Source organism: Desulfovibrio simplex (genome assembly GCF_055387835.1).
Genome location: NZ_AP042377.1, coordinates 318,035 through 339,861, shown reverse-complemented (window position 1 = coordinate 339,861; position 21,827 = coordinate 318,035). Strand labels below are relative to the sequence as shown.

Annotated in this window: 21 protein-coding genes; 14 read left to right on the top strand and 7 right to left on the bottom strand. The window is 58.0% G+C overall.

Annotation, left to right across the window (positions count from 1 at the left end; translation table 11 throughout):
• Positions 1-357 precede the first annotated feature (357 nt).
• The 8 genes from ACZ5DH_RS01370 to ACZ5DH_RS01335 all read left to right on the top strand — a co-directional run bounded on the left by ACZ5DH_RS01370 (position 358) and on the right by ACZ5DH_RS01335 (position 7,482).
• Positions 358-948, top strand: coding sequence for a phage connector family protein (locus tag ACZ5DH_RS01370; RefSeq protein WP_464255377.1), 591 nt, complete (start codon positions 358-360; stop codon positions 946-948).
• A 67-nt stretch (positions 949-1,015) separates the two neighbouring features.
• Positions 1,016-2,440, top strand: a complete 1,425-nt coding sequence (locus tag ACZ5DH_RS01365; protein ID WP_464255376.1) for a hypothetical protein — start codon at positions 1,016-1,018, stop codon at positions 2,438-2,440.
• 10 nt (positions 2,441-2,450) lie between these two features.
• A complete protein-coding gene (locus ACZ5DH_RS01360; protein WP_464255375.1) occupies positions 2,451-2,969 on the top strand; it encodes a tail fiber assembly protein in 519 nt (172 codons plus the stop codon).
• 12 nt (positions 2,970-2,981) lie between these two features.
• Positions 2,982-5,063 (top strand): phage tail protein, encoded by a 2,082-nt coding sequence (locus ACZ5DH_RS01355; RefSeq protein ID WP_464255374.1) that lies wholly within the window; start codon positions 2,982-2,984, stop codon positions 5,061-5,063.
• A gap of 132 nt (positions 5,064-5,195) precedes the next feature.
• Positions 5,196-5,654, top strand: a complete 459-nt coding sequence (locus tag ACZ5DH_RS01350) for an N-acetyltransferase family protein (RefSeq protein WP_464255373.1) — start codon at positions 5,196-5,198, stop codon at positions 5,652-5,654.
• Positions 5,654-6,229, top strand: coding sequence for a hypothetical protein (locus ACZ5DH_RS01345; RefSeq protein ID WP_464255372.1), 576 nt, complete (start codon positions 5,654-5,656; stop codon positions 6,227-6,229). The genes ACZ5DH_RS01350 and ACZ5DH_RS01345 overlap by 1 nt, the downstream gene beginning before the upstream one ends.
• Positions 6,230-6,487: 258 nt before the next feature.
• A complete protein-coding gene (locus ACZ5DH_RS01340; RefSeq protein ID WP_464255371.1) occupies positions 6,488-7,141 on the top strand; it encodes a DUF4417 domain-containing protein in 654 nt (217 codons plus the stop codon).
• Positions 7,141-7,482, top strand: coding sequence for a hypothetical protein (locus tag ACZ5DH_RS01335; RefSeq protein WP_464255370.1), 342 nt, complete (start codon positions 7,141-7,143; stop codon positions 7,480-7,482). The genes ACZ5DH_RS01340 and ACZ5DH_RS01335 overlap by 1 nt, the downstream gene beginning before the upstream one ends.
• Before the next feature lie 45 nt (positions 7,483-7,527).
• Here the strand turns inward: ACZ5DH_RS01335 and ACZ5DH_RS01330 are convergent, their stop codons facing one another.
• The 7 genes from ACZ5DH_RS01330 to ACZ5DH_RS01300 form a co-directional block, all read right to left on the bottom strand.
• Positions 7,528-7,968 carry a hypothetical protein gene (locus ACZ5DH_RS01330; protein ID WP_464255369.1) on the bottom strand — a complete coding sequence of 147 codons (441 nt, stop codon included), beginning with the start codon at positions 7,966-7,968 and terminating at the stop codon, positions 7,528-7,530.
• A 167-nt stretch (positions 7,969-8,135) separates the two neighbouring features.
• Positions 8,136-8,570: a hypothetical protein gene (locus ACZ5DH_RS01325; protein ID WP_464255368.1), complete on the bottom strand. Its 435-nt coding sequence runs from the start codon at positions 8,568-8,570 to the stop codon at positions 8,136-8,138.
• 167 nt (positions 8,571-8,737) lie between these two features.
• Complete coding sequence (locus ACZ5DH_RS01320) at positions 8,738-9,175, bottom strand: hypothetical protein (RefSeq protein ID WP_464255367.1); 438 nt, start codon at positions 9,173-9,175, stop codon at positions 8,738-8,740.
• A 181-nt stretch (positions 9,176-9,356) separates the two neighbouring features.
• On the bottom strand, positions 9,357-9,794 hold the full coding sequence (locus ACZ5DH_RS01315; protein WP_464255366.1) for a hypothetical protein: 438 nt from the start codon (positions 9,792-9,794) through the stop codon (positions 9,357-9,359).
• A 66-nt stretch (positions 9,795-9,860) separates the two neighbouring features.
• Positions 9,861-10,553: a hypothetical protein gene (locus tag ACZ5DH_RS01310; RefSeq protein ID WP_464255365.1), complete on the bottom strand. Its 693-nt coding sequence runs from the start codon at positions 10,551-10,553 to the stop codon at positions 9,861-9,863.
• Entirely contained in the window at positions 10,547-11,251 is a 705-nt protein-coding gene (locus tag ACZ5DH_RS01305; protein WP_464255364.1) for a bifunctional adenosylcobinamide kinase/adenosylcobinamide-phosphate guanylyltransferase, read from the bottom strand. Before ACZ5DH_RS01305 ends, ACZ5DH_RS01310 begins: the two co-directional genes overlap by 7 nt.
• A complete protein-coding gene (locus ACZ5DH_RS01300) occupies positions 11,248-12,771 on the bottom strand; it encodes a hypothetical protein (RefSeq protein ID WP_464255363.1) in 1,524 nt (507 codons plus the stop codon). The genes ACZ5DH_RS01305 and ACZ5DH_RS01300 overlap by 4 nt, the downstream gene beginning before the upstream one ends.
• 275 nt (positions 12,772-13,046) lie before the next feature.
• Here ACZ5DH_RS01300 and thiD point away from each other — a divergent pair, with 275 nt between their 5' ends.
• The 6 genes from thiD (at position 13,047) to uvrC (ending at position 21,809) form a co-directional block, all read left to right on the top strand.
• On the top strand, positions 13,047-13,847 hold the full coding sequence (thiD, locus tag ACZ5DH_RS01295) for a bifunctional hydroxymethylpyrimidine kinase/phosphomethylpyrimidine kinase (RefSeq protein ID WP_464255362.1): 801 nt from the start codon (positions 13,047-13,049) through the stop codon (positions 13,845-13,847).
• A 242-nt stretch (positions 13,848-14,089) separates the two neighbouring features.
• Positions 14,090-14,533: a flagellar export protein FliJ gene (fliJ, locus tag ACZ5DH_RS01290; protein ID WP_464256585.1), complete on the top strand. Its 444-nt coding sequence runs from the start codon at positions 14,090-14,092 to the stop codon at positions 14,531-14,533.
• The gene (locus tag ACZ5DH_RS01285; RefSeq protein WP_464255361.1) at positions 14,490-15,845 is read left to right on the top strand and encodes a MotE family protein; all 1,356 of its coding nucleotides are present in this window, start codon (positions 14,490-14,492) and stop codon (positions 15,843-15,845) included. The genes fliJ and ACZ5DH_RS01285 overlap by 44 nt, the downstream gene beginning before the upstream one ends.
• Entirely contained in the window at positions 15,845-16,630 is a 786-nt protein-coding gene (gene truA / locus ACZ5DH_RS01280) for a tRNA pseudouridine(38-40) synthase TruA (RefSeq protein ID WP_464255360.1), read from the top strand. The genes ACZ5DH_RS01285 and truA overlap by 1 nt, the downstream gene beginning before the upstream one ends.
• Positions 16,631-17,533: 903 nt before the next feature.
• Positions 17,534-19,087 (top strand): outer membrane homotrimeric porin, encoded by a 1,554-nt coding sequence (locus ACZ5DH_RS01275; RefSeq protein WP_464255359.1) that lies wholly within the window; start codon positions 17,534-17,536, stop codon positions 19,085-19,087.
• 661 nt (positions 19,088-19,748) lie between these two features.
• The gene (gene uvrC, locus ACZ5DH_RS01270) at positions 19,749-21,809 is read left to right on the top strand and encodes an excinuclease ABC subunit UvrC (RefSeq protein WP_464256584.1); all 2,061 of its coding nucleotides are present in this window, start codon (positions 19,749-19,751) and stop codon (positions 21,807-21,809) included.
• Positions 21,810-21,827: the final 18 nt, after the last annotated feature.

The window sequence follows — 21,827 nt, the reverse complement described above, 5'->3', positions numbered from 1 at the left end:
AGCCAAAAAATGCGATTTTCGGCTGAATCCACGCCACGTTGTGGCGCGCTGCACTTTCGTGCAGCGTTAGAGCATTTACACTTTTTCAAAGTTAAAATGCTCTAACCCCCACCTCGGATCAGAAAACACTTTTACTATACTACAGTAAAAGTTTTAAGGGGTGGGGGCGTGGGGGAGGGACCCTTTTGTAAAAGGGTCCCTCCCCCACAAGGCACCTCAAAGTGGCTGCCCTGATCTTTCAAGGCAAAAAAGGCACGTCCTCCCCCACAGGCATCTCACAGTGACAACAACATTTCCCGCCTCCGGCTGGCCTGGCCGCCGGAGGCTTTTTCCATTCCTCACCCCATAGGAGGCGCTATGACCATCAGCCAGATTGACATCTGGAACCGCGCTCTTGGTTTTCTGGGCGCGCGCAGCGTGGCTTCCGAGCGTGAAAGCACGCCAGAAGTCCTGCAATGCCGTCTGTATTGGGATTCTGCCCGGCGTCAGGTATTGCGCGATTTTCCCTGGAGTTTCGCCCAGCGCAGGGCATGGCTGGCCTTGCAGGCCCTGCCGCAGGGCTACGCGCCGGAATACCGCTTTGCCTACGCCCTGCCTGAAAACTGCCTCAAGGTGCATGCGGTGCGGCACGAGGGCCTTTCGGACAGGCCCTTCTGCCTTGCCCTGAATACGGCGGGCGACGGCTCTCTGCTTTTGACAAACGCCTCGCGCGCCCTGCTTCTGTACACCGAGGACGTGCGCAACAGCCGCCTGTTTGACGATCTTTTCGCCCATATGCTGGCCCGCAAACTGGCGGCCCTTGTGGCCGTGCCCCTGCTCAAGGGCAATGGGCAAAAAGCCGCCGAACTGGAACAACTCTATACAGCCAGTCTTCCCCCGGCGCGCGAGGCAGCGGCCTCGGAGCGCAGCGAAAAACCGGCGGAGGATTCCTGGCTTGCCACCCGCTAGAGCAGCTGACTCATTTCATTCGTAAACTGCTCCAGCTGGCCGCACACATAACAGCGAGGATATATTTATGACCATGCCCTATAGTCCCAGCCGGGCCGTCTATGAAGGTAATGACGCGGCCACGCGCTTTCCCTTCGGTTTCAAGGTGTGGGATGCGTCACAGCTTGTGGTCACGCTTACTTCCCCTGACGGGGCGACCACCGAGGCCTCCGGATGGACAGCGGATATCGGCGCGTCCGGCGGCGAAATCGTCTACCGGCATGAGGCCGCGCCCCTTCCCGCTGGCTGGAAGCTGGCCGTCACCCGCAACATGCCCTTTACGCAGGAGGTGAACCTTGTCAGCGCCTCCCGCTTTGACCCGCAGGTCATTGAGGACGCCCTGGATCAGGCCACAGCAGAACGCCAGCAGGTGAAAGAAATGCTGGTCCGCGCCGTCATTCTGCCCGCCACCAGTTCGGAGACCCCACAAGACGTTGTTCAGGCAGTCTACGCCGCCCGAGACGAAGCGCAAAACGCCGGCAGTGCCGCCCAGGCCGCCAAGACAGCGGCAGGACAGAGCGCCGCTCAGGCAGCGGCCAGCGCTGCGGGAGCCTCGGCTGCCATTGCAGCAGCGACAGCAACCGCAGTTACTGCCGCAACGGCGCAGGCCGACAGGGCGCAGAGCGCGGCAAACGCCGCAGAAGCGGCAGCCGAGGCAGCGGCGGATGATGCGCGGCAGGCCGTTGCCGCAGAAATCGGTAAGGCCTCAAGCGAGGCAGACAGAGCGCAATCGGAGGCCGACCGCGCCCAAATGGAAGCCAACCGGGCGCAAAGCTTGGCCAATGTTGGCCCGGCGGACGCTGATAAACTTGGCTTTGTTAAAATCGGCAAAGGTATTGCCGTGACGGAAGAAGGGACAATTTCTGTCACACCTATAGACGTTGCGACCCCCGAAAAGGCAGGCATTGTCAAACCTGGGACAGGTACAATCATCACAGGTGAAGGAGAGCTGAGTGTCTCATACTGGGACGCCTTCCCGCCATTTGTCCCCATCCCTGTCTGGGGCGTGAAATTTGGGGGGAGCGACGGGCGGCGGGCCATCATGCCTGGTGAAACATCAGCGAGAGAAGACTGGATACTGTGCGACGGCGGCAATAATGGCAAGGGCGACGCAGTGCCCAACCTTACGGGCAGGGCGCTTTTAGGGGCAAGCATTTCATACGTAGCTGGAACTACTGGTGGTAGTGCCAATCACAACCATACTGTTAGCGGCAGTGTTGGGGCTACAACACTGACCACAGAGCAACTTGCATATCACGCCCACTACTACACCGGAGTGTATGAAAGGTATACCGGCGATTCAGGAGGTTTCCTTGAATATTTGGCTACGGGAGCTACAACTGGAGCGGCCGGAGCTAATTACGCACATACTCACTCATTGTCCGCTGCTACCAATACAGTGACTAACCTTATGCCCTATTACGCACTCAACTTTGTTATAAAAATTATATAAGGAAAACGCCATGCCCGTAGTAACAGTAGTTCCTTCAGACAAGCTTATTTTTTTAGACGGTACTGCGCTAATTTTTGACTTCACTGCGCCGTCTGGCATGCACGCTCTTCAGTGGGACGGGCAGCAAGGGCACATTGAGTGGGAGGATGACTACAACTGGCCGCTTTCCACGGATGACGCCACAGCCTATGACGACGAAGTGGCTCCGTTCGTGGCCTTGTGGCAGGCTGAAAAAGAGCGGCTTGAACTGGAAACCGCCGCTCGAGCAGCCGAAGAAGCCGAAGCAGAAGCGGCGCGCCTCGCCGCGTATAACAGCGCGACCGCCAGAGCCTCACGACTGCGCACAGAACGTGACGCCCGCCTTGCCGCCACAGACAAGTACCTGCTGGCGGACTACCCCGTCGGCCCTGAAGAGCTTGGAATTATCCGGGCATACCGTCAGGCGCTGCGCGACCTTCCAGACCAGCCCGGCGCTCCCTGGGACGGCGGCGGCGATGAAACTCCCTGGCCCGTCATTCCGCAACTGTAACCGGAGCACGCCATGCGCACAGCCCTGCAAAACTTCACCGGCGGCGAAATAGCGCCCACCCTTTCAGCGCGCTATGATCTTGCCCGGTACCGCAACTGCCTTTCCTGCATGGAAAACATGCTCCCCGGCCTGCACGGCGACGCGACCCGTCGCCCCGGCACCCGCTTTGTCGCTGATCTTGGCGGGTATTCCGTGCTTATTCCTTTCAGCTTCAGCGCCCTGGCCAGTCAGAATTTCGTGCTGGTTCTGGGCGATCACAGCCTGCGCATCGCCAGCGAGCGGGGGCTTGAGGACATTGCATCCATTACGACGCCCTACAGCCCCGATGAACTGCTGGACATCTCCTACGCCCAGGTGGGTGATATCGTGTACCTCGCCCACAGCAATCACCCCCTGCACAAGGTGGTGCGTCGGGATGCGGACAACAGCTCTGGCTCCGGGAGTTCCGGTTCCACCGGCGGGCATGCCGCATACGCCTGGCATCTGGAGGCAGTGGCGCTCAACACGTCCCTCAAGCCGCCGTCCACTCCCTCGGTGACATTTTACGGCACGGCGGGCAGCTACGCCCTGCGCTACAAGGTGGCGGCCGTGGACGCCAACGGGCGCGAATCCCTTGCTTCGCCCGCCGGGCAATGCGCCACGGGCCGCCATCCGTCCGACTGGGTGCAGGGCAACAGCGCGTCCATATCCTGGCCCGCCGTTACGGACGCTGTGGAATACAATATCTACAGGGAAGAAGCGGGCTACTTTGGCTTTATCGGCGTTTCCACCGGCCTGAGCTTCAGCGACCAGAACTATGAGGCCAATACGTCCGACACCCCGAAAGAAGACTGGGACCCCTTTGCTGACGGCAATTACCCCGGCGTGGTGACCTTTCACCAGCAGCGCATGGTGCTGGCGGCCACGCCCAAAAATCCGCAGGCCTTTTACATGTCGCGCGTGGGAGATTTTGAGAACTTTCGCAAATCCCGCCCGTTGCAGAATGATGACCCGGTGGAATATCTCATCGCCTCCGGCGCCATAGATGCCGTCACCTGGGCCGCCAGCTTCGGCGATCTGCTGCTTGGCACCTCGGGCAGCGAGTACAAGGCCACCGGGGGCGACGGCGCGGCCATCACGCCGGGCAACATCAGCATTACGGCCCAAAGTTACTGGGGCAGCGCGGGCCTTGCGCCCATAATCATCGGCAACTCCATCCTGCATGTACAGCGCCACGGCGCACGCGTGCGCGACCTCTTCTATTCGCTGGAAAAAGACGGTTACGCGGGCAATGACCTTTCCATCATGGCCCCGCACCTTTTTGAAGGCCACACCATTTTGCAGTGGGCCTATCAGCAGACGCCCGGCTCCACCATCTGGTGCCTGCGCGACGACGGCCTGCTGCTGGCCTTCACCTATATGAAGGAGCACGACATCTGGGGCTGGTCGCGTCAGGTCACCGCCGGGCGGGTGCTTTCGGTGGCCGCCATCTCCGGCGAAAAGGGCGATACCATCATGCTGGTGGTGGAACGCCGGATAAACGGGCAGGAGCGTATCTTTCTCGAACGCCTCGCCCCGCAGTGGCAGGATCACGAAGCCATTGAGGAAGCCTTTTTTGTGGACTGCGGACTGACCCTGCGCCCGCGGCAGCCCGAAGCCAGCCTGGACGGCCTCAATCACCTTGAAGGATGCGAACTGGCCATACTGGCGGACGGCAGCCCGGTGGAAGGCTGCGTGGTGCGCCAGGGCCGCATGGAACTGCCCTATGCGGCCAGTGTGGTGCAGGCGGGACTGCCCTATGTTTCAACCCTCGCCACCCTGCCCATAGAACTGGAAGGCCCATCCGGCACAACCCTTGGCCGCCAGCGCGCCCACGGCACGTGCACCGCCCGCCTGTACCGCAGCGTTGGCGGCAAATACGGCCCTGGCAGACAGGAACTCTACGACCTGCCTTTTTTGCCGGAATACTGGGGGCAGGCGGTACTGCCCTATTCCGGCGACGTGTCCTTTGCCCCCGGCGGCACCTGGGCCGCGTCAGACAGTCTCTGGCTGGTTCAGGACAGGCCCCTGCCCTTCCGGCTGCTTTCCCTGGTGCTGGAAGTGAGCTTTTCCTGAAGCGGCGTCACGCCTCTCCCTGACTTGCGCGGTTGTCAGAAACCACGCCTTCCGCCATGGCGCAACCGTACAATCAATCTGCCCATATTCGCCTGTTTACGGCATCTCCCTGAATCAACAAAGGAGAACACCATGCTGGCATTTGCCACAGAACCCTTCACCCAACTGGAGGCCGAGGCCCGGCCCCTCACCGCCGCGCACTGGAGCGAAGTGGAGGCCCCCCTGCACGGAGACGCGGCCTATGGTCTGGACGCGGCACGCTACGCCCGCCTTGAGAGCCTGGGCATGCTGCACGTCAGCGCGGCCCGCGCGCCCGACGGCGCTCTGGCGGGCTATGCGGCCTTTACCCTTGTGCCCTGCCCGCACCGTCAGGGCATGCTGCTGGCGGCTCTGGACGGTCTGTATCTGACCCCGCAGGCGCGGGGCGGCTTCACGGCCCTTGGCCTGCTGCGCCATGCCGAGGCGGAACTCCATCAACGTGGCGCGGGTCTTGTGCAGTACAGTTCGCCCGCCTCTCGTCCCTGTGACGCCCTGTACCGCCGCCTCGGCGCGCACCATACCGAAACCATCTGGCACAAGGAGCTTTGCTGATGGCCATTGCAACCAGTACAGCCGCTGCCATAAGTGCGGCCGTGGCTCTGGCCGGAGCCGCCGTGGGCACGGTCAGTTCCATCCAGCAGGCCGAAAGCCGCCGCCAACAGGCCGAATACCAGTCCAAGCTGGCTGAACGCAGCGCGCAGCAGGCGGAACAGAGCGCCACCCTGGCGGATGATGCCGCCCGGCAGGAAAAACAGGCCGGGTATGAAGCCGCGGTAAAAAAACGGCAGGAGGCCGCCCGCATCATCGGCGGGCAAAGAGCGCAGGCGTCGACATCCGGCGCGCAGGTTGACGCGGGAAGTCAGCTCGATCTGAACCTTGATACTGCGGAAAAAGGCGAACTGGACGCCCTGGCGCAGGAGCAGCAGGGCAATGCCGCCGCGTACAACCAGCAGGTGCGCGCCTGGAACCTGCGCAACCAGTCCACAGGGGCCGCCCTGAACGCCGAAAATCTCGGCAGTCACGCGCAAACCGACTATCTGGGCCTGACCACCACCCTGCTCAACGGCGCTTCCCGCATGGGGCGCAACTTCTACACCCTCGGCACGCGCGGCCCGCTGTTGCCCTGAGCATGTGCATATTGTGGCGCGCACCCGGTGTGCGCGCCGTCTGCATACGGCAAAGACATATTTTCATTGGAAATGTTTTGTGGGGGAGGGACCCTTTTGAAAAAGGGTCTCCTCCCCCACGCCCCCACCCCCTAAAACGTTTATCCGGGTTTCAGGCTCTTGAAGGGAGTCTTCACACCCGAAACGAGGTTTCCAAGGGTCTGCGCAAAATCTTTTTACTGAAAAAACAACAAAACCTCTTTGCTTCAAGGAGGCATTTTGAAACGCTCACGCCACAACCGCTATGACGTTTTCAAGTCCGAACTGGTTAAAACAGCGCAGTTCAGCCCGATTTTTGAACTGCCGCAGTTGAAGCCGGTTCATTATACTCCTGCCAATGCCCTTCCTTTTGAAAGGGCATATACCAAGGCGACCGATAAAAACTGGCTGCATTTCTACACTCACGATCATATTTTTGAATGTGTCTGGAACAATCCAAAGCGCTACCTGCCGGTATTCAAGCGTATTGCCGGCGTGATTACGCCTGATTTCAGCATATACCGCGAAATGCCATTGGCCATGCAGATATGGAACACCTACCGCAACAGAGCACTGGCCTTTTGGCTGCAACGTGAGGGCGTGCCAATCATACCCAATATCAGATGGGGAGACGAACGCACCTATGCCTTCGCCTTTGAAGGTCTGCCCAAAGGGGGGACCGTGGCCGTCAGCACCAATGGTCTGCTACGCAACAAGTTGGACAGAGAATATTTCAAACAGGGTCTGGCCGTTATGATTGAAACGCTCCAGCCGCAAACCATCGTCAACTACAGCCGGATGCCGGACGATATTTTCGGGCCTTACCGTAATAACGGGCCAGAACTGATTGAAATACCATACTACGCATTTTCTGCTCGCAAGGAGGCCGCGTAATGGGTGGTGGACGTGGTGGTGGATTTTTTGCAGGAACAGACGGCTGGCGCGCCTCAGAAGCCTTTGCCAGGGGTACGCTGGTTGCTGAGGCCGCCCGGAATACGGCTACGGACGCTGGCGGCGGCATTTTCGGCGGCATGCTTGACGCCTTGCGCCCGTGGTGGTCTTACCCTTATGGGCATCCGGAAAAAACAAAAAACATTAAGCTGCTACAGGGAGTTGTGAAATCTGGAGCGGAAAAAATGGGAAGTGGTTTTGCAAATCTTTTTGATCTGCAGCAATACATAATAATATTCGGTGCAGAGTTGCTCAAAGAAGCAGCCAAAAAACGTAAAAAATAACACATTATAATTAAGTATAAAGGCCAAGCAATATATATAAACAATCTATTGCTTGGCCTTTGGAATAGTATATTTATTAATATATTTTCCAGAAAAGAAATATGTACTTAATATAAAGTATAAATAAACTATTGACGCTAGAAATCCGTGATCAATAGAAACAAGGCGGTCTTTTTTGAACCAAAAAATATTGTCCATAGTACCGGGCACGTCGGAAGGTCTCACTTTATCCGTACTTCCAAAAACGTTGAGCAACATCATGATCACACAATATGCCAGTACGATATTGACACTAGGCTCCAGAATCTTTTTATCAAAAAAACTTGCCACAAGGGCCATACCCACAAAAATGCGTATGCATTCCGTCATGACCACATAAGCAAAAGATGCCTGCTCCCAATGCCCGCCGTACAGCCATATAAAGTGGTCAACAATAATAAAGGCAAGTAGTACGATTCTGTGGCGATTATCAACAGATATACGCATAGTTAATAACCTCAGGCAGTGTCTGCAAAATCAATAAAAATCGTCATCACTGTACGTAGCAAATATCATTGCGCACTGTATATTTCATTTGCTTTCCGCCATATGAAGCCGAAAGCAGTCAACCGCACCGTTAAAATACACAAAAAAATATAATATTTCATACGTTACTAATTTTTTGTAATAATATTTTTATTAATATATTTTCCAGAAAAAAAATATGCGCTTAATATAAAGTATAAATAAACTACTGACGCAAGAAACCCATGATCAATAGGAACAAGGCGGTCTTTTTTGAACCAAAAAACATTGTCCACCGAACCGGGCACTTCGGAAAAATTCGTTTTATCCGTGCCACCAATAAAATTGAGCAACATCATAATTGCGCAATATGACAATATAAAATTAACAGTTATTTCCAGAATCTTTTTGTAAAAAAAGCTTGCCACAAGAGCTATACCCACAAAAATGCGTATACATTCCGTTATGACCACATAAGCAAAAGACGCCTGTTCCCAATGTCCGCCATACAGCCATATAAAATGGTCAACAATAACAAAGGCAAGTAGTACTATCCTGTGACGATTATCAACAGAGATACGCATAGTTAATAACCTCAGGCAGTGTCTGCAAAATCAATAAAAATCGTCATCACTGTACGTAGCAAATATCATTGCGCACTGTATATTTCATTTGCTTTCCGCCACATGAAGCCGAAAGCAGTCAACCGCACCGTTAAAATACACAAAAAAATATAATATTTCATACGTTACTAATTTTTTGTAATAATATTTTTATTAATATATTTTCCAGAAAAGAAATATGAACTTAATATAAAGTATAAATAAATTACTGACGCTAGAAATCCGTGATCAATAGGAACAAGGCGATCTTTTTTAAAAAAAAGAATATTGGGTGTAGCACCAGGTTGTGTCGTAAGTGATATTCCATCACTTGAAGATCCAATAAAACTGAGCAACATCATAATGGTGCAATATGACAATATAAAATTAACAGTTATTTCCAGAATCTTTTTATAAAAAAAACTTGCAATAAGGGCGAACGCCACAAAAATCCGGAAACATTCCGTCATTACCACATAAGCAAAAGACGTCTGCTCCCAATGCCCGCCGTACAGCCATATAAAGTGGTCAACAATAATAAAGGCAAGTAGTACGATTCTGTGGCGATTATCAACAGATATACGCATAGTCAATAACCTCAGGCGGCCTGTCTTTACAAAAAAAATCGTCGAAACCATTAGGCTGAACGCATTAGAGCTCAATAAATGCACATTCTACCACAGATGCACCGCCCATGAACATCTCAATAACAGTAAATACATCTTTAATATATATCTATAGAAAGAATAAATAATATTTTTACAGGATTTATTTATTTTTTACAATAATTTCTGGGTCAATATACTTTCCAGAGAAAAAATATGTACTCAATATAAAACATACATAAAAAACTACTGCCAAAAAACCATCGTCAATGGGAACGAGACGGTCTTTTTTGAACCAAAAAATATTGGGCATCGAACCGGGCGCGCGACCCCCTCTCGATTTATCCGTACACCCAAATAGATTCAGCAGCAGCATGGCTACGCAATACGCCAGCACAAACTTAACGCTGCCCTCCAGAATTTTGGGGCGAAAAAAGCTTGCCACAAGGGCAATGCCCACAAAAACACGTATGCATTCCGTCATGACCACATAAGCAAAAGACGCCTGTTCCCAATGTCCGCCATACAGCCACACCAGGTGGTCAAGCACAACAAAGAGCAAAAGCACTATTCTATGGCGATTATCAACAGATATACGCATCCAAGCCTCGCGCTGGCCTGTTATTGCAAAAGATTATCGCAACCATAGCACTGAACGTATCAGACCTCACTGCACACTGCGGCTTTCGTCGGCAACCTGTCCCATAAGGGCTTCAAGGTTTTCGACAGCAACCAGCCGCCCGGTGCTGCTTCCTTCAAAACTCACTCGCCCGGTTATCCGGTAGCTTTCGCCATTGCCGTGATCGTAGACAGTAAAAGGCACCAGCCAGTCGCCATTTTTTGCGCGAGCCTCGCCCACCTGCCGAATTTCCTTGCGGCCAGTGGAAGCGTCCGCGAACAGGGGGGCCAGTACACCCTGAGCGGCGCGCCCTTCCACCTTGCGCCCGGCAAACGCGCCGGAACTGATGCCGTTGACGATAAAGGCGCGTGATTCGTTGAGCAGAAGGGCGCGCACCGTGGCGCTGCCCTGCTCGCCTGATGCGGCCTGAGAAAACAGTATGGCCAGCATGGGCGGCAGGTCGGCCGCTGCCTGCGGCTGCCTGGCCCGCCGCACAAAAATATCCAGGGCGGCAGCAAGAATGCCGTCCATATCCACAAGCTTTTCAAAAGCCGCCGTATCGGCGCTGTCCACGGCTTTGCCAGCCTGCACGACGCACTGTCGCGCGGCGGCGGCCGTGCCTGCCGCCAGTGACGGCGCGGCAAATCCCAAACACAGGGACATCAGAAAAACACACAACAAGACCAGCGGCATGGCCCTTCTATGGGCCGTGCCGCTGTATTTGCGCGAACAGTTCAGCATAGTTCCTCCGGCAGCGCCCCCTTGAGAGCCAGGGGCAGGCCGCAACTGACAAAAACCACATGGCGGCAGACCCGGGCCAGTTCCTGATTGGCCAGACCCAGTACGTCATTAAAAGCTCGCCCCAGAGGCGACATGGGCACAAGGCCCAGGCCCGTTTCGGCGCTGACCACGGCCACGGGCAAAGGGGGCGCGGCAAGGCGCTCCCCAAGGGCCGATACCCTACGTAAAATTGCCTTCTCGTCCTGATCACGGGCAAGAAGATTGGCGATCCACAAGCTTATGCAGTCCAGCAGAATAACGCCCGGCACGGCGGTTTCCGGCCCTTTCGGCATTTCTGGCCCGTCCGGTATTTCCGGCCCTTTCGGCCCTGCCAGCCCGTCTGGCACGTCTGGCCCTTCCGGCACTGTCGGGCCGTCCACTGCCGATGGCGGCTGTGAAGCGCGCACACCGCCAGTTTGTGTCGCCGCTGCAAAAAGACGGTCAAGGGCGGCGGCGGGATTCAGAGGTTCCTCAAGGCATTGCCAGCCAGCGCCGCGCATATCCTGATGCCGCGCCACACGGCGCGCCATTTCCTCGTCCTCGGCCCAACAGGTGGCCAGGTACAGCCGTTGCGGGGCCACGGCTTCGGCCCAGCGCTGGGCCATGCCGCTTTTGCCGCTGCGTGTGCCACCCACAAAAAAGACGCAACGTGCGCTCAACGGCCCTGCCCGCCCACCTGAACCGGTGCCCCAACGGCCTCCGGGTGCGCTGCTGGCGGCGTGAGGGCCGGGCTTGCATGCGGCGTGGAAGGCGCGGCGGGAACAGCCGGGGCCATTCCCTGAGACGGCATTTGCGTCGGAACCGAGGCCGAGGCCGGAGCTTGAGCCGGAGCCAGGACTGAAGTAGGAACAGGCGCTGACAACGCGCCATTGCCTGCGGGTGGTGTCAGCCCCTGCGCCGCGCCGGGTGCTGCTCCCTGCCCGCTCGTTGGGCCGGAATACGCGGGTTCCTGCGCTGCCCCTGAGTGGGAAGCGGGCGCGCCGTTATGAGGCGCGGGCGCGCCCGTGGCGGCCTGTGCGCAACGGCGGGCAAGATCGCGCAGGATACCCGCAGCCGTTTGCACCGAGGCCATGGCCTGCGGGTCCTGCTTGAGGCGGCGGTCAGCCCAGCGGGCCACAAAAATAAGCTCGTCATCGTCCATAGTCTGTCCGGCCCCGCGCCGGATGGCGTTCACCAGCGCCCGTTGCGCCACGGCCTGCTCTTCAAGGGAACGGCGAAACCGTGCCCCAAGGCCATCCACGCGCAGTTGGGCCGTGTTGAGCTGGGCCTGTGAAGCCTTGGCTTCACGCAACTGGTCGTATTCAAACACGGCCTCGGCCATCTGGCTGTTGATGCCCACCGTGTTTTGCGCCGCCGCGTCCATCTGGCGCAGGCGCGCGTCCAGGTCAGGGGTGGCGGCAACGCCTTCAAGCGCTCCGGCGAGCATCACGAGCCGGCCAGCCAATGCCATGTACAACTGCTGCGTCTGCTCGGCGTTCAAATCCCTGGCCCTGGCTTCACGGGCAATATCTTCCATGAAGCGGTCCACATACAGGCGGTACAGCCCTTGCAGCATGGTCGGATGAAAGGCATAGCGCAAAAGCGCGACCCTGCCCCCCGCGTCGCCGTCTCCAAGGCCGGTGAGTTTGGAACCGAAACGCTGGTTGACGCTCTGTACCGAAGTATTGAGCGTACCGACACGCGGGCCGGGCTTGAAACGCGAAACCAGATATGCCGCCAGGTTTTCCACAAATTGCGGGCGCACGCGGCTGTCTTCCGTAACGCGCGGGGTCAGCCCGGTGGGGGGGGCGACACCGTCCGGCGTGGCGGCAGTCCCGTTTCCGGGCATGGCCGCATCCGCGGGGCTGTTCACAGTTCCCTGCACATTCTGTCCGGCCAGGGTACCCGGCTCTGTATAGGGACTCACCACCGAAGGCGGAGGCGGCGGAGGCGCGTCACGCAGAACGTCGCCCACGCCGGCCAGGGGCGTGCCGCTGGTGGCATTGTCGATAACGGCGGCGGCCTGATCGCGCCAGTGGTCGCGCGTGTCTTTATCGCGCGTGAGCCAATAGGCGGTCCCGCCCACCAGCAGCACAGCCAGCAGGGCCAGAACCACCACCTTGCGGCCGCCCTTGCCCGGAGCGGGCTCAGGAAGATTGATAATACCCGGTACTCCGGGTTCTTTTTTTTCCAGTTTCATGCGCAACTCCTTCAACAGCGGCGTGTGAAAACACCTGATCACACTGCGGCGCAAAACCCCTCGCAGGACGCTTTCGACCCCACAGGATACCCATATACCGGCTCATACCGCTTTGCTGATGCTAGCATTGCTTTTCGGGGCTGTGAAGATATTTTCTAGACTCTCCGGGGTCGGAACGGTGGCGAACAGCAACACATTGCACCCGGCATCAGGGCGGGCTATAGTGCGGTTCTGTTCGCTCTTACTGTTTTCTACCCACTACCCAAGAGGTTCACATGCTGACTCCTCCCAACATTCTCACTATTGCCGGGTCCGACTCCGGCGGCGGTGCGGGCATACAGGCAGACCTGAAGACAATTATGGCCATGGGCGGCTACGGCATGAGCGTCATTACGGCTCTTACCGCCCAAAACGGCCTGGGCGTCACGGGCATACACGCCCCTGATCCCGAGTTTGTGGCTCTGCAACTGCGCACAGTGCTTGACGGTTTTTCCGTAGCGGCCGCCAAAACAGGCATGCTTTTTTCCGCCCCTATCATCAGGGCGATAGCTCCCATACTGCGGCAACGCAACTTTCCTCTGGTCGTGGACCCGGTTTCCGTAAGCCAGAGCGGCAGCAATCTTTTGCATGAAGACGCCGTCAGCGCCCTCATCAACGACATTGTACCCGGCTGCGATCTGCTGACGCCCAACAGGCCCGAAGCCGAAATGCTGACCAATACGACCATAGACACCTTTGAAGACGCCGCGGCCGCTGGCGAAAAACTTCTGCAAATGGGCGCAAGGGCCGTGCTTATCAAGGGCGGTCATATGGAAAGCAGCGTTGTGGTCACGGACTGCCTGTGCATCGAAGGCGAGGCCCCCAAGGCCTTGCCGCAGGCCAAGGTGGATACCATAAACAACCACGGCACGGGCTGCACGCTTTCCGCCGCCATCGCGGTGGGGCTTGGCAAGGGGCTGCCCCTGCAGGTGGCCGTGACGCGGGCACAGGAGTATCTTAACCTCACCCTGCGCCGCAGCTACAGCCCCGGCAAAGGAGCCGGACCGGTCAACCATGCGGCGGCCCTGAACGTATAGCGCCCTGAGGGCTGTGGAGCAGATTGGATTTGTTATACGCACTGCCGTGTCAGCCGACCCTGCTGCTTCTATCATTATAGATGATAGATGGAAGAGAGGTCAGCGGCCTGTCTGCGTGAACAGATTGCGCTCGTCTGACAACGTCTGGCTGCACAGACTTCGCGCGCAAACCGGCCACAGCTTGGCCCGCTGTTTGCACTTGATGAAAACGGATGCCCCGCAGGTGTCAAAAAAAAGGCGGTATGCGCGTGCCCTTCCGTTTCAAGATGCAAAAAGTGCTGGATTACCGGGAACAGCTGGAAGAAGAGGCCAAGGTCAATCTGGCCATACAGCGTTCCCGCCTTGCCGAAGCCCAGGACCGCCTGGACAGGATCAAGGCCGAACTGCGCCAGGCCGAAGACCGCCTTGTGGGCGCGGTTCTTATGGATGCCGCCGAACGCTGGCTGCTTGAGCAATACGTCAAGGGCCTGCGCGCCGACGCCGCGCACGAAGCCATCCAGGTACGCATGCTGGAACAACTGGCTGAAGAAGCCCGCAAACTGCTGGCCGAACGCGCCATCGACAAAAAGCTGCTGGAAAAACTCAAGGAAAGGCAAAAGCAGCACTATGCCCGTGAGGAACAATTGAAGGAGCAACGCACCAATGACGAAACAGCAACCCTCCGCTACAAAGCTCCGACTCTCTAAGCTGTTCCGCTGGCTGGCGGTGCTTTGCTTCATCAAGCTCTCCATGCTGTGCATGCTGCTTCTTGACGTTCCCCTGCCTTCATGGCTCGGCGGCGCGCCGTCGCAAACGGCCTTTGTACCTCCGGCGGATCCGCTTTCCGAGGCCGCTGTTATGGACAAGCTGACCGCGCTTGTGGCGGCCAGCCGTCAGGAAAACGACAACAGCGCCGAGCCCGTGAATCTGCCCGCAACGCCGCAGCGCGCCGCTGGCGCGCCCGTTGCGCACACGGCTCCAGACGCGGGGGGTAAGCCCCAAAGTTCGCCCGCTGACCGGCTTGCCAAAGATCAGGCCCATGCGCCGCAGGGTTCTGCCGCAGCCAGAATGGCGGCCGCCGCGCAACCGCGTGGATCTGCCGCGCAGGGGCGTGTAATGGATGCCGACGCCCTGCCCTCGCCCATGATGCCAGCGGGAGTATCCCCCATCAGCCATGCAGCGGAGCAGCAACTTTTCACCCCGCCGGACATCAGCCAGCCCGCGCCCCTGCCTGCGCCTCTGGCCCAGCCGGGCGTCAGCGCGCCAACGCATGCCAGCCCCGCCGCCACGACTGCCGCGTCAAAAGCTTCTGGCGAGCACAGCTGGCTGGACGCCCTTGGCCGTTTGCCCATCCCCGCCCTTGGCAGCGTGCAGGCCGCCCACGCGGCCGCCCAGGATATGCCCGTGCCGCAGACGCCGCCCTCAACCCAGGCTTCGCCCTTTGCGCCCGCCGCGCAGTCCGCGCCCTATTCCCTGCCCGGAGCCCCGGATATTCCGTCCAACATCCCGCGCGGCCAGGGCACGGACGGCGCCCCTCTGCCGCCACGCGGCGCTTCCGGCTTCGGCGATTCGAACACGCGCAGCGTCCCTGCCCTGCCCATGAGCAGCCAGACAGGCGTGCCCGCGCCTCCGGCCCCTTCCGTGCGCCCCGCGCAAACGCCCATTGATCCCAATATCAAGGCGCAGGAACTGGCCCGCGAGCAGCAGGACATTCTCATGCTGCGCCAGCAGATGGATCAGCGCCTCAAGGACATGCAGAACGCCGAACAGAAAATGAAGGACATGATCCGCGAAGCGCGCGGCATTGAGGATGAAAAAATCCGCAGACTGGTGCTCACCTATACCCAGATGAAGCCCAAGGCCGCCGCCAAGGCACTGGAAAGTATGGATGAACGTGTAGCGGTACGCATTCTTACCGGCATGTCGCCCAAACAGTCGGGGGACATCCTCACCTACGTCAATCCGGCCAAAACAGCCAAGCTGACGGAAATCATCACCCGCATGAAGCTGCCGGAATAATGCGTCTCAAACTACTCATTTCCTACGTGGGCACGGGCTACAGCGGCTGGCAGATTCAGGAAAAGCCCACCCCCCCGCCAACAGTTCAGGGCGCGCTTGAAGCCGCCCTGCTGCAAATCGCGGGACAGCACGTGCGCGTGCATGGCTCGGGCCGCACGGACTCCGGCGTGCACGCCCATGGGCAGGTGGCGCATTGCGACGTGCCCGACGCCCGCGCGGGCTTTGACTGGCGGCACAGCCTCAATGCGGTGCTTCCGCGCGATATCCGCGTTCTGGAAGCAGTGCGGGCGGCGCCTGATTTTCACGCCCGCAAGGACGCCCTGCGCAAAACCTATGTCTATCAGTTCTGGCAGGACCGGCGCTTTATGCCGCCCCAGCTTCGTCCTTTTGTGTGGAACTGCGGCCCGCTGGATCAGGACGCCATGCGCAGCGCCATTCCGTACCTGCTGGGCACGCACGACTTTGCCGGGCTGCGCAATGCGGGCACGGATGTGGAAAATACCGAGCGCACCCTGCTGGACGCCCGACTGGAAGAGCTGCCCCCCTGCGAATTTTATCCGCCCCACGCGCCCATGCTTCGCCTTGCCGTCACGGCTGACGGCTTTTTGAAGCAGATGGTGCGCAACATGGCCGGTCTTCTGGCCGCCTGCGGCCAGGGCAAGATGCAGGCAGAGCAGATACCCGCGCTGCTGGCGGCTCATGACCGCCGGGCGCTGCCCTCGGTGACGGCGCCTCCTGAAGGGCTCGCGCTTGCCTGCGTGGACTACGCTGCGGATCAGGCCTGACCAGGGGGCGGGGCACGTACAGTCCGCGGGCATGAGCCGGATGCCCGAAAACCGGCACACGCTGATCCCCATAATCCCCCGCACGACTTTGCCAGGAGCCGTACCTCGTCGTGAATGCCTGTTCACAATGGGGTGCGGCTCCTGCTTTTGCCTGGCAGCGCAAATTCCGGGCAACACAGTCCCGGCAGCACAAGCTCCGGGCGGCGCCGTCTCTGCGGCAGCCGCCAGAGCAGTCCCAATGCGGGCCGCAGATCACAGCAGACGGCTGCAAGCAGGACAAGGCTCCTTTCGTGCCCCCCAGAGTTCGCTGATCACTACCCAGAATTCGCGTTCTACCATCCAAACCATCTGGTGAACCCAATGATAATGGTAAGCAATGGCGCTCTCACAACACTCTATTTATATTCTAACATATATTAAAAATAAAAAACTATACTTCGTTAATTTGTCTCCACAGCCGAACTCAAGCCACCTCTCTGCATGTCAAGCGCAAACGGTCCATTCCGCAGAACGGAACCGCCATGACAACCCCCTGTCGAACCAGACAATGCCTGCGAGCAAATGCCGTCTCCGCTTTCGAGGTCAATGCCAAAAAATTATACTGATGGTAACATGGATGTAACATGCTGAATTTATAGCGACCTTTAATTTTTTACTGGTATACGGACAAAAAAATATTGCCGCCAAGAAAAAATTTACTGTGTAAAAAAACTTTAACATTTTGATTTAATAGAAATTTTTAATTTTTTCTTTTTTTAAATCCCAGAAGGGTTAAAATTTTTGCACGATAATGCTTGCAATGTGTTCGAGCCTTTCCTATAGTTGGCCCGAAGCGGACATCCGCTCCACAGGCGTGTACAGAAACAACGTGCCCTTACTGGGCAAAATAAAGGAAGGTTAACCATGAAAAAGATCGCTACTCTTCTGTTGGCGGCCGGTCTGGTGTTCGGCGCTGCCACAGGCGCCAGCGCCATTGACTTCAAGGCCAAGGGCCAGTGGATCATGAGCTTTGACTACGGCCAGAACGGCAACTTCACCGGCGGCAACGGCCGCACCGGCTACAACAAGAGTGAAGACGAGTTCGAAGCCAACCAGCGTGTTCGCCTGCAGTTGGACGCCGTTGCTTCCGAATCCCTGTCCGGTACCGTGTTCTTTGAAATCGGCAAGACCACATGGGGTAAAGCTGGCAGCAACACCAGTCCTTCCGGCGGCGCTCTTGGCGCTGACGACAACAACTCCATCAAGCTGAAGAACGCCTACATCGACTGGCTCGTTCCCCAGACCGACCTGAAGGTGCGCATGGGCATTCAGGGCATGGCTCTGCCCAGCTTCACCACTGAAAGCCAGGTCTTCAACGACGACGTGGCCGGCATCACCGCCTCCTATCAGTTCAACGAAAACGTTGCCGTGACCGCCCTGTGGGCCCGTCCCTTCAACGACAACTATGTGAACGACGCCAAGACCACGCAGAACAACTACATGGACAACGTTGACGTTGCCGCCCTGCTCGTTCCCCTGACCTTTGACGGCGTGAAAGTGACCCCCTGGGTCATGTACGCTGCCATCGGCCCCAATGCTTTCCGCGGCCTTGACAAGAATAAAGCCGACGGTTACTTCAACAACTTCTCCGGCACCTCCGGCAAGTACCCCAAGGCTGGCATGATTCCCGCTGGCGGCGCCCGTCACAAGGACGGCAGCCCTGTTACCGGTTACAAGCTGAACGAATACGGCAGCACCATCTGGGCTGGCCTGACCGGCGAAGTGACCATGTTTGACCCCATCCGCATCGCGTGGGATTTCAACTACGGTTCCGCCAGCTACGACCAGAGCCGCCTCAACCGTTCCGGCTGGCTGGCTTCTCTGCTCGCCGAATACAAGCTTGACTGGGCCATCCCCGGCATCTACGGCTGGTACGGTTCCGGCGACGACAGCAATCCCGCCAACGGCTCCGAGCGTATGCCCAGCCTGAGCGTGAACAACAGCAACAACGGCTTCTCCAACTTTGCCTTCAACGGCAACCCCTACATCGCTCGTGAAGCCACCCTTGGCTACAGCATGTCTGGCACCTGGGGCGTGGGCGCCCGCTTGAAGGACATGAGCTTCCTGGAAAACCTGAAGCACACCCTTCGCGTGAACCTCATCGGCGGCACCAACAGCCCGGATATGGCCAAAAAGATGAACCGCAACGGCAACAGCATCGCGGCTAACGCCGGCGGCGTCGACGGTATTGCTGGCATGGACCCCCTGTACATGACCACGCAGGACTACGCCATGGAAGTTGGCCTGACCAACACCTACAAGATGTATGACAACTTCATCATCATGCTCGACGCCGCCTACCTGGCTACCTGGCTTGACCAGTCCAAGTCCGTGTGGGGCAACAGCAAGATGAACGGCAAGTCCGACGAAGTGCGTGATCCCTGGAACGTCAACGTGAGCTTCGTGTACTCTTTCTAAGAGAACAGGACTCAAGTTTCACTATAAAGGGGAGCCGCAAGGCTCCCCTTTTTCTGTTGGCTTTAGCCAATGGAACGCGCCTGCGCGGCAGGGGCATACGTCCACTCACTGTGCAAAATCCCTCACGTGAGGCATCCCACTTGCACTTTGGAAAACACTGATTAGAGCGTTTTCACTTTGAAATTGCTCTGGCGACTGCGTGAGCAGGCGCCCGCAGCGAAGGCGTAAGCGCAGCTTCAGCCGTTGCTTTAGCCGTTGTGACGCAGGAAGCTACGGATAAAGACGGCAATGAGTTACGCAAAAATCTTACTCAAAGAGTCGCTGTCGTTATCCGTAAGCCGCTGACGCTGCAACGGCTAACGCGCCCGCAGGGCTTACGGATGAAGACAGCACCGCTATTTATTTGCGCTGTTAAGCGCCGAAGCATGCGTGTCTTAAACTTTGAGAATATCCATTCTCAAAGTTAATTTGGTCTAAAGAGCCTCTTGGAAACGCGCAGTTGTTTCGTTTGGCAAGGCGCGAACTTTTTTTGAAGCAGCAGTGGACTCTTCCGTCCTCGACTGTTTCAAAAAAAGTGAAGCAACGCCCCAAACGGAATAAATCAGCGTTTCCTTTGCTTCTTTCTGTTGGCAAGTTGACCAAGGGTGGTTATATGGATGCCATGCAGAAACCGGAATCCTCAACCATCCCTCTGTCGCCCGGCGTTTACCTCTACAAGGATGAACGGGGCCGCATCATATACGTTGGCAAGGCGCGTGTGCTGCGGCGGCGTGTGCTTTCCTATTTCAGGCCTGACGGGCTGCCAGCCAAAACAAGGGCAATGCTTTCTCATGCCGCAAGCATCGAGTACCTCACCACCACCACGGAAAAAGAAGCGCTGCTTCTTGAGGCCAGCCTTATCAAAAAGCACAGGCCGCGCTATAACATCGTACTGCGCGACGACAAGCAGTATGTGCTCTTTCGGCTGAACACCAAACACGACTTTCCCCGGCTTGAAATTGTTCGTCAGGCCCGGCGAGACGGCGCACGCTATTTCGGGCCGTTCACTTCGGCGCTGGCGGCACGCGAAACGTGGAAAATCATCCACCGCGCTTTCGTCCTGCGCCGCTGCTCCGACAAGGCCATGAAAAACCGCGTGCGCGCGTGCCTGTACCATTTTATGGGGCAATGCCCCGCGCCGTGCATGGGCATGGTGACGCCTCAGGAATACAATGAAAACGTCCGCAAGGTCTGTGATCTTTTACAGGGACGCGCCGCGCCTCTGATGAACAGCCTGCGCGAGGCAATGGACAGAGCCTCGGAAGATCTGGAATTTGAAAAAGCCGCCATTCTGCGTGACCAGATCCGCGCCGTGGAACGCACGGTGGAGCGTCAGGCCGCGGTCCTGCCCGGTGGCGGCGACATGGATGCCGTGGGCCTCTTTCCGGCTGACAGGGGCCTTGCTCTCGGCATTGTCTTTGTACGAGGCGGCGCAGTGACGGATGGACGTGCCTTCTACTGGCCGGGCCTGGGTTTTGAAGACGCCCCTGAACTGCTCTGGAGCTTTGTGAGCCAGTACTACAGCCAGGTAACCCCGCCCCCGCGCATCCTTCTACCCTGGCTTCCCCCCGATGCCGAGGATATGGAACATACGGACGACGATGGAAATCCCTTTGCTGAAAGTCTGGCTCCCGCTCCTGATGCATCTTTTCATGCTGTCCCGGATGCGGCCCCAGCAGTTTCCGGACCGCTGACTTCCCGGCCAGTAACTCCGGGGCCAGAAATTTCGGGAATGGACGCGCCAGCCCATACCGGACAGGCCGCCCCTCACGGGGACACCGCTGCGCCGTCCTCCCCTCTCTCTTCTTTCACGGCCCGCGAACTGCTGGAGCAGGCCCTGTCCGACCGCAGAAACGGCGCTGTGCGCATAGTGCCGCCCCAGCATGCCGGGGATAACCAGCTTGTGGACATGGCCCAGTCCAATGCCCGTGAAGAGGCGCGCCGTCAGGAGCAAAGAACCGAACTGGGTATTCTTGACCGGCTGGCCCGCTCCCTGCACCTTGCGGGGCCGCCGCACCGCATCGAATGCGTGGACGTTTCCCATACAGGGGGGCAGCAGACGCGCGTTGGCATGGTGGTTTTTGAAGAAGGCCAGCCCGCACGCTCACAGTACCGCGCCTATGCCATGCCTGACAGCGGCGACGACTATGCCACACTGTACGCCTGGGTGGCGCGCAGGCTGGAAAGCGGCCCCCCCTGGCCCGACCTGCTGCTCATTGACGGCGGGCGCGGGCAGTTGCGCACCATTCAGCGCGCGTTACAGGAGGCAGGGCAGCCAGACCTTTTCGCCCTGGCCGCCATCGCCAAGGCCAGGGACGAACAAGGCCACGCCGACCGCCGCGCCGGCAATGTGGCCGACCGTATTTTTGTGCCTGACAGGGTCAATCCCCTGCCCCTGCGGGAAGGCGGCCCGGAACTGCTTTTTCTGCAAAACGTGCGCGACAGCACCCACCGCTTTGCCATTGGCCGCCACCGCAAGGCCAAGCGCGGCGCGGCCCTTTCTGGAGAGCTCATGCGCCTGCCCGGCATCGGGCCAGCCACGGCGCGCCTTTTGTGGGACCGCTTCGGCAGTGTGGAAGCCATGTGCGCGGCCACACAGGAAGAACTGTGCGGCCTGCCCGGCATCGGCCCCGCCAAGGCCGCACTGCTGCTGCAAAAACTTTCCGGCCTTGGCCATGTGTAACAATCCCCTTTGCTGCTC

Excerpts from the sequence above, each read along its gene's own strand:
- ACZ5DH_RS01370 (WP_464255377.1), top strand. The coding sequence starts at position 358 with ATGACCATCAGCCAGATTGACATCTGGAACCGCGCTCTTGGTTTTCTG.
- ACZ5DH_RS01365 (WP_464255376.1), top strand. The coding sequence starts at position 1,016 with ATGACCATGCCCTATAGTCCCAGCCGGGCCGTCTATGAAGGTAATGAC.
- ACZ5DH_RS01360 (WP_464255375.1), top strand. The coding sequence starts at position 2,451 with ATGCCCGTAGTAACAGTAGTTCCTTCAGACAAGCTTATTTTTTTAGAC.
- ACZ5DH_RS01355 (WP_464255374.1), top strand. The coding sequence starts at position 2,982 with ATGCGCACAGCCCTGCAAAACTTCACCGGCGGCGAAATAGCGCCCACC.
- ACZ5DH_RS01350 (WP_464255373.1), top strand. The coding sequence starts at position 5,196 with ATGCTGGCATTTGCCACAGAACCCTTCACCCAACTGGAGGCCGAGGCC.
- ACZ5DH_RS01345 (WP_464255372.1), top strand. The coding sequence starts at position 5,654 with ATGGCCATTGCAACCAGTACAGCCGCTGCCATAAGTGCGGCCGTGGCT.
- ACZ5DH_RS01335 (WP_464255370.1), top strand. The coding sequence starts at position 7,141 with ATGGGTGGTGGACGTGGTGGTGGATTTTTTGCAGGAACAGACGGCTGG.
- ACZ5DH_RS01330 (WP_464255369.1), bottom strand. The coding sequence starts at position 7,968 with ATGCGTATATCTGTTGATAATCGCCACAGAATCGTACTACTTGCCTTT.
- ACZ5DH_RS01325 (WP_464255368.1), bottom strand. The coding sequence starts at position 8,570 with ATGCGTATCTCTGTTGATAATCGTCACAGGATAGTACTACTTGCCTTT.
- ACZ5DH_RS01320 (WP_464255367.1), bottom strand. The coding sequence starts at position 9,175 with ATGCGTATATCTGTTGATAATCGCCACAGAATCGTACTACTTGCCTTT.
- ACZ5DH_RS01315 (WP_464255366.1), bottom strand. The coding sequence starts at position 9,794 with ATGCGTATATCTGTTGATAATCGCCATAGAATAGTGCTTTTGCTCTTT.
- ACZ5DH_RS01310 (WP_464255365.1), bottom strand. The coding sequence starts at position 10,553 with ATGCTGAACTGTTCGCGCAAATACAGCGGCACGGCCCATAGAAGGGCC.
- ACZ5DH_RS01300 (WP_464255363.1), bottom strand. The coding sequence starts at position 12,771 with ATGAAACTGGAAAAAAAAGAACCCGGAGTACCGGGTATTATCAATCTT.
- thiD (WP_464255362.1), top strand. The coding sequence starts at position 13,047 with ATGCTGACTCCTCCCAACATTCTCACTATTGCCGGGTCCGACTCCGGC.
- fliJ (WP_464256585.1), top strand. The coding sequence starts at position 14,090 with ATGCGCGTGCCCTTCCGTTTCAAGATGCAAAAAGTGCTGGATTACCGG.
- ACZ5DH_RS01285 (WP_464255361.1), top strand. The coding sequence starts at position 14,490 with ATGACGAAACAGCAACCCTCCGCTACAAAGCTCCGACTCTCTAAGCTG.
- truA (WP_464255360.1), top strand. The coding sequence starts at position 15,845 with ATGCGTCTCAAACTACTCATTTCCTACGTGGGCACGGGCTACAGCGGC.
- ACZ5DH_RS01275 (WP_464255359.1), top strand. The coding sequence starts at position 17,534 with ATGAAAAAGATCGCTACTCTTCTGTTGGCGGCCGGTCTGGTGTTCGGC.
- uvrC (WP_464256584.1), top strand. The coding sequence starts at position 19,749 with ATGCAGAAACCGGAATCCTCAACCATCCCTCTGTCGCCCGGCGTTTAC.